The organism is Sporomusa sp., from assembly GCF_057736855.1.
The window spans coordinates 1-7,183 of sequence record NZ_JBYKYF010000157.1; the positions used below are offsets into that span (position 1 = coordinate 1).

Consider the following 7,183-nt stretch of genomic DNA (forward strand, 5'->3'; position numbering starts at 1 on the left):
CGGAATGGATTACTGGCGTAATTACTGGTGTTAGTGTGATCCTGTTCAGTATGGGGTTAATTTTAGTATTTGCCAAACCTTACGAAGCGGCTTGGTCACTTGTATCTCGCATAGCCGTCCCCATGTCGCTGGCAAATGCAATTGGTATTGCTGTTTTTATGATTATTATTCATAACGCCAGAGAGCATCAGACCAAAATCGCAGCTTTGCAAACGCATAAGGCCTTAAAGATAGCTAATGCTACATTGCCTCATTTTCGTCAAGGGCTAAATCCAACCTCAGCGGAAAAAGTAGCAGCAAGTATTTTAAGTATGACTTCGGCTGCAGCAGTAGCAATCACTGATTTGGAGCGAGTGTTAACCCATATAGGTCTTGGCAGCGACCATCATACGCCAGGTATGAAAATTTTCACTCAGTTAACAAGAACCTGTTTGTCTCAGAATCAATTAACGGTGGCTCAGACGCAGGCTGAGATTGGCTGTACAGACCCAGATTGTCCGCTGAAATCGGCGATTGTAGTGCCGCTTTGCTGCCGGGATGAAATTGTTGGTACGCTAAAAATCTATTATGCTCGCGAAGAAGCGTTGACGGCACTGGATATTGAATTTGCTCAGGGACTTGGGCAAGTATTTAGTACTCAGCTTGAACTAGCAGCTCTCCAGCATAAAGCAGAATTAACTGCTAAAGCGGAGTTGAAGGCACTTAGAGCGCAAATTAATCCCCACTTTTTATTTAATTCTCTCAATACCATTGTTTCTTTTTGCCGTACCAACCCTGAAAATGCTCGTAACCTTTTAATTGAGTTAAGTGAGTTCTTTCGGCGCAGCTTGAAAACAAATCGTGATTTTGTCACACTCAAAGAAGAACTTGAACATGTAGATTCCTATTTAACCCTTGAACAGGCAAGATTTGGCTCACGGTTAACCATTGAACATGCTGTAGATCCCGATACTCTAGATATATTTATTCCTGCATTTATCTTACAGCCTTTGGTTGAGAACGCTGTAAAACATGGCCTACTAGCTAAACCTGATGGGGGAACCATAAAAATTTTTTCGCAGACCATTGGCAATCAAGTTAAGATTGCCATTAGTGATAATGGACAAGGTATTCCCCAATCTATTCAAAAACAGATTTTGGAATATGGTTTTGGTAAGGGAGCCGGTGTTGGTTTAACTAATGTTAATGAACGTCTTAAAGCGATATACGGACCTAGACATGCACTGACTATAAATAGTGTAGAAGGGCAGGGAACTACTGTACTACTCCATATACCTATTGACATGGAGGTTGTGGTTAATGCATAATCATGTGCGCACCATTAGAGTCGCGATTGTAGATGATGAAGAACCAGCACGCTGTGAGTTAAAATACTTGCTGGAGAGTTTTCCTGAAATTGAAATTATAGGTGAGTTTTCCAGTGGTGATGCACTTATTAGTGTTATGCCTTCCTTAAATCCCCATTTAATTTTTATGGATATTGAAATGGCTGGATTAAATGGTATCCAAACAGTCGAAAAATTACATGCAAATCAAATGGTTCCATTGGTGGTTTTTGCTACTGCACACGAAGAATTTGCAGTTAAAGCTTTTGAACTTAATGCTATTGATTATTTGCTAAAACCATTTTCGGCAAAAAGAGTGGCAAAATGCGTGGAAAAAGTTCGTGCATTATTACTGGAAGCTGTGCAAACCAATATACCTAGACAAAATGGCGAAACAACCACAGTCCCCAATGTTCTGAAAAAACTGGCAATTGAACATAATGGTAAAGCGTTTGTAATTGATACAAATGACATTATTGCCGTTTACTGTACTGATGGACAATTGTCTATTCGTACCGCAAACAGATGTTATTATTCTAACATGTCGCTTCAGGAGCTTCATTGTCGTTTAGGTGAACATTTGTTCTTTCGGACACATCGAGCCTACCTTGTTAACATAGAAAAAATTCGGGAAATAATACCGTGGTTTAACGGTACATACAATCTAATCCTGGAAGGATTGGATAAAGAAGTACCTGTTAGCCGACAACAAGTTCCTAAACTGAAAAAACTATTTGGTTTATAAATATAAAATGCGTAACCTTGTAAACCGGTTTTACCATTGACCAGGATGATAATGTAATTCATCCTGGTTTTTTGTCATTTCACAGCATACGTATTGCCTGCTAAAACAGTATACTATATTATTTTAAATATAAAGAAATTTCTGCGAAATGGAGGTGGAATTGTCTACTAACACTTCATTTTTTAGATTTTGAAAGGAGGCATTATATAGTGAATTCAGTCAATTTATTGGTAGTTGCTATTTGTGTTTATGTATTGGCATACCGGTATTATTCCGCTTTCATCGCGGCAAAAGTTCTGGCATTAAATGATGCTAACATAACTCCGGCCTACAGGTGCAATGATGGCCGTGAGTTCGTACCTACTAATAAATGGGTGTTATTTGGACACCACTTTGCGGCTATTGCAGGTGCTGGTCCACTTGTTGGCCCGGTATTGGCTGCACAATACGGTTGGGGCCCTGGCTTTATGTGGATTTTATTAGGTTCTGTTTTTGCTGGTGCAGTTCACGATTTTATTATTCTGTTCGCGTCAGTACGTCATAATGGTCAATCGCTGGCTGTTGTTGCTCGGCGTGAAGTTGGCCCGCTGACAGGGGTAACTACTTCGCTATCCATTTTCTTTATTATTATTGTTGCTCTTGCCGGTCTGGCTATTGTCGTTGTAAATGCTCTGTTTAAAAATCCATGGGGCGTATATACGCTGTTCATGACGATCCCTATTGCTATTGTAGTTGGTCTTTATATGTTTAAAATTTCCCCAGGCGCTATTCGGTCTGGTTCTATTGTTGGTTTTCTCTTAGTACTGGCTGCTGTATTTACTGGCCATTGGCTGAGCCCTGGGCAACCATGGGCAGGATTTGCCAGTATCTTTGACTTAACTAAGCAACAATTATCAATAGCCTTACCGCTATATGGCTTCTTTGCCGCAGTTCTGCCAGTATGGCTGTTATTGGCTCCCCGTGACTACTTGAGCTCGTACATGAAAATTGGTACCGTATTAGCATTGGCATTAGGCATTCTTATTGTTCAGCCTGTTGTCAATATGCCGATGACCACCAAATTTATTCATGGTGGAGGGCCTATTATTCCTGGACCTTGGTGGCCGTATGTCTTTATTACCATTGCTTGTGGCGCTATTTCTGGATTCCATGCGCTTATTAGTTCAGGTACAACTCCTAAAATGATTGAGCGCGAATCTCAGGCCCGCCTTATCGCTTACGGCGGCATGTTTACCGAAGGGTTTGTAGCAGTAATGGCGTTAATTTCGGCAATCGTGCTTATGCCTGGTGACTATTTCGCTATTAACACCGCAGCAGCCGTATTTGCAAAACTAGGTATTCCGACTGTTGAAATTCAGGAATTATCCCGTTTGGTGCAAATGGATGTTGCCCATCGTCCTGGCGGTGCTGTATCACTGGCAGTTGGTATGGCACACATTTTCTCCAGTATCGGCGGTATGCAGCATCTTATGAGCTATTGGTATCATTTTGCCATTATGTTTGAAGCGTTGTTTATTCTTACTACAATCGACGCCGGTACTCGCGTAGCCCGCTACATCCTTCAAGATATTCTTGGTACTTATGTATATGCTCCACTTAAACAGAGCAATTGGTGGCCAGGTATTCTCTTTACGAGTGCTATCGTAACATACTGCTGGGGCTATCTCCTCTACAGTGGTGATGTAGCTACTATTTGGCCGTTATTTGGCGTTGCTAATCAGTTGTTAGCAGTAGTTGCACTGGCTCTTGGTACTACCATCATCCTGAAAGTTGCTCCCAAAAAATCTTATGCCCTAGTTTCCTTTGTACCACTTGTTTTTCTGTCAGTTACTGTTCTCACGGCCGGTATCATGAATGTGCAAATGTTTTTCAAGCGCGGCGATACGCTTGGCAATACCAATGGTACTATTAGTATTGTCTTGATTATTTTGGTAGTGATTACTTTACTTGATTCTATCAGAGTGTGGCGCCAGCTCTTAAAAACTGATAAGCCGATTGGTATGAATACGGAAATTTCGATGCTTTCTTGTACGATCAATACCACGAAACCTAACATTCCTAGCTAGAAACCACTTATACGTATGCAGTTTCCTGAAAAGGACCGCCACTATCTAAGAGAACCGAAATAGTGGCGGTTTTTCCTTTTTATTTGAAACGCCGGCACAAAGGGGTTATAATAGATAAGACGAATACTTGAAACATCCTTACCTGTAACGGTTTATTGGATTCCATTTAGGAGGCTATAATGAAAATCTATTTAGCTGAACACCGGGGCTTTTGTTATGGAGTAAAACGTGCTGTCAGCATGGCTATGAGTGCTGCAACAGCCAATTACCCAGTACATACGTTGGGACCCATTATTCATAATCCACAAATGGTCAGCCATTTGCAAACGCAGGGCATTGGCGTGGCTAACAACATAGAGGATATTCCCGCAGGCAAAGTGATTATTCGGTCACATGGTGTAGGACCGGAAATCTACCGCCAGGCCGAGGCCAAACAACTCGAGATCATTGATGCTACTTGCCCGCATGTCAAGAAGGCGCAACAGGCAGCCGCAGAACTTAGGCAGTCTGGCTATCAGGTGGTCATTGTCGGTGAACGCCAACATCCCGAGGTGCGAAGCATATTTGCATGGTCAAATTACGAAGCTCAAGTGGTAGAAACCGTTGCTGAGGCACAACTACTACCGTTTTACGCACGGTTGGGAGTAGTGGCTCAGACTACATTTGCACCTGGTGACTTTGAAAACATTCTGGCAATCTTAAAAACCAAATGTGAGGAGTTAAAGATTGAGCGCACGATTTGTACCGCAACAGATCTTAGGCAGCAGGCTGCACGTGACTTAGCTAAACAAGTAGATGTTATGATCGTAGTCGGCGGCAAAAATAGCGCCAATACCACCCGGTTGGCGAGTGTATGCCGAGATGCAGGCTGCAAGACATATCATATTGAGTCAGCCAGCGAGTTAAAGCCTGAATGGTTTGTAAATGCGGAGAGTGCCGGAATTACGGCCGGTGCGTCAACTCCTGAGTGGGTAATTGAGGAGGTATACACTACTATGGAAACCATGAATACTATTGGCAATCTTGTAAAACTTGAAGCAGGCAGTGTAGTAAAAGGAACTGTTGTAGGAATCCGCTATGATGAGGTATTTGTTGATATCGGTTATAAAGCAGAAGGTGTTATTCCTCTGTCAGAACTTGCTTACCCGGTTCCGCAGACGGCTGCTGATGTTGTAACCCTTGGGCAAGAAATTGACGTGCTGGTTGTTGAGGCCGAGGGTGCTGATGGACAAGTTAAATTATCTAAGGTACAAGCTGATAAAATCACTGCCTGGGATAAGCTGGCTAAGGCATTCGAGACTAAACAACCAGTGGAGGTAAAGATTCTCGAAGCGGTTAAAGGCGGTGTGGTTGCTGCTGCATTTGGTATACGTGTTTTTATCCCCGGATCACAGCTTGATATTAAATATGTGGAAGATTTGAATACCTATGTCGGACAGATTCTTCAGGCTATTCCGATTGAAATTGACCGAGAAAAGCAAAGAGCCGTATTATCACGTAAGCAACTTTTGCTTGCAGAAAAGGAAGCAAAAGAAACCGAGCTGCTTTCTAAACTTACGGTAGGTCAGGTTCTTACTGGTAAAGTTAGCCGTTTAGCTAACTTTGGTGCTTTTGTTGATATTGGTGGAATTGATGGACTTGTTCATATTTCTGATTTATCTTGGCAACGGGTGAAAACACCGCAGGAAGTTGTCAATGTTGGCGATGAAGTAAAAGTGGTTGTACTTAAGGTTGATGCTGAGGCTAAAAAATTATCACTTAGCTTAAAAGATGTTGAAACCGATCCATGGTATGCTGCCGCTGATAAACTACTTGTCGGCTCGATTGTAACTGGAAAAGTAACTAAAATACTCAAATTTGGTGTTTTGGTTGAAATACAACCAGGGCTAGAGGGTTTGGTACATAATTCCGAAGTGGCCGAAAAACGCGTTACTAATGCTGAAGAAGTGGTGAGCATTGGGCAACAAGTAGCTGTCAAAATTTTAAATGTTGATAAAGAAGCTAAACGGATTGCTCTTAGTATAGTGCAAGCCGAACAAGATACAGAGCGGGAAGAATTTAGTAAGTATTTGACTAAGCAGGAGCCGACATCAGGTGTTACGCTTGGTGACAGATTTGGCCATTTATTTAAACGGGAGGATTAAGGCAAAGTATGATACGGCAGTCACGCAAACTAGAACATATAAAGTACTCCATGCTACTAGAAGATGGCCCGGCGGCTGCCGGCTTTGCTGATTTTCATCTAGTTCATAATTGTCTGCCGGATTTGGCTTGGCAGGATATTGATACCAGTACAACTGTCGCAGGTATTCAGCTGTTACATCCAGTCATTATTAATGCCATAACCGGTGGGGCCGATGATGTTGCCCATATAAACCGCGATTTGTCTGAATTTGCTAAACTGACTAAGATACCTATGGCAGTTGGATCTCAATATGCAGCTATTGAGAATCCAGCAGCTCTCGCGTCTTATAAAATTGTCCGCCAGGTTAATCCTGACGGTATTCTATTTGCTAATTTAGGTGCTCATGCCAGTACTGAGGCTGCTCGCTATGCAGTGGACATGATTGAGGCTCAGGCTCTGCAGATTCACCTAAACGCCGGACAGGAAATCATCATGAGTGAGGGTGATCGGGATTTTAGCGGCTATTTATCAAAAATTGAAGCTATCGTAGCTAGCGTAGATGTTCCGGTCATTGTAAAAGAGGTAGGGTGCGGAATTGCGCGTGAGCAGGCTGAAGCACTGATAGGTATTGGGGTTAAAGCCATTGATGTCGGTGGTACTGGTGGTACTAACTTTTTGGCCATCGAAGCTGCCCGCGGCAAAAGAACTTTGGATTCGGATCTGATAGGCTTGGGTATTTCTACTGCAATTTCTGCAGTGGAAGTTATGTCGGTGGCAGCACCAAATGTAGATGTTATTATATCCGGCGGGGTACGTACGCCGCTGGATGTTGTCAAGGCACTCACTATCGGGGGAGTTGCAGTTGGTATTGCCGGCCCTGTGCTCAAAATTCTGCAGAGTAAAGGGCTGGAGGGCGCTGTTG

At 42.7% G+C, this 7,183-nt stretch carries 5 protein-coding genes; all 5 read left to right on the forward strand.

The features are described from left to right. A partial coding sequence (locus tag AC29Z1_RS10950; protein WP_488271497.1) for a histidine kinase occupies window positions 1-1,307 on the forward strand: 1,307 nt, incomplete at its 5' end. Next, window positions 1,300-2,070: a LytR/AlgR family response regulator transcription factor gene (locus tag AC29Z1_RS10955; RefSeq protein ID WP_488271498.1), complete on the forward strand. Its 771-nt coding sequence runs from the start codon at window positions 1,300-1,302 to the stop codon at window positions 2,068-2,070. The genes AC29Z1_RS10950 and AC29Z1_RS10955, both read left to right, overlap by 8 nt. A 209-nt stretch (window positions 2,071-2,279) precedes the next feature. Continuing rightward, window positions 2,280-4,136 (forward strand): carbon starvation CstA family protein, encoded by a 1,857-nt coding sequence (locus AC29Z1_RS10960; protein ID WP_488271499.1) that lies wholly within the window; start codon window positions 2,280-2,282, stop codon window positions 4,134-4,136. 179 nt (window positions 4,137-4,315) lie between these two features. Beyond that, window positions 4,316-6,280 carry a bifunctional 4-hydroxy-3-methylbut-2-enyl diphosphate reductase/30S ribosomal protein S1 gene (locus tag AC29Z1_RS10965; protein ID WP_488271500.1) on the forward strand — a complete coding sequence of 655 codons (1,965 nt, stop codon included), beginning with the start codon at window positions 4,316-4,318 and terminating at the stop codon, window positions 6,278-6,280. A gap of 8 nt (window positions 6,281-6,288) precedes the next feature. Continuing rightward, on the forward strand, window positions 6,289-7,183 hold an 895-nt coding region (gene fni / locus AC29Z1_RS10970), incomplete at its 3' end, for a type 2 isopentenyl-diphosphate Delta-isomerase (RefSeq protein ID WP_488271501.1).

Coding starts and splice junctions, on each gene's coding strand:
- AC29Z1_RS10955 (WP_488271498.1), top strand. CDS start 1,300: ATGCATAATCATGTGCGCACCATTAGAGTCGCGATTGTAGATGATGAA.
- AC29Z1_RS10965 (WP_488271500.1), top strand. CDS start 4,316: ATGAAAATCTATTTAGCTGAACACCGGGGCTTTTGTTATGGAGTAAAA.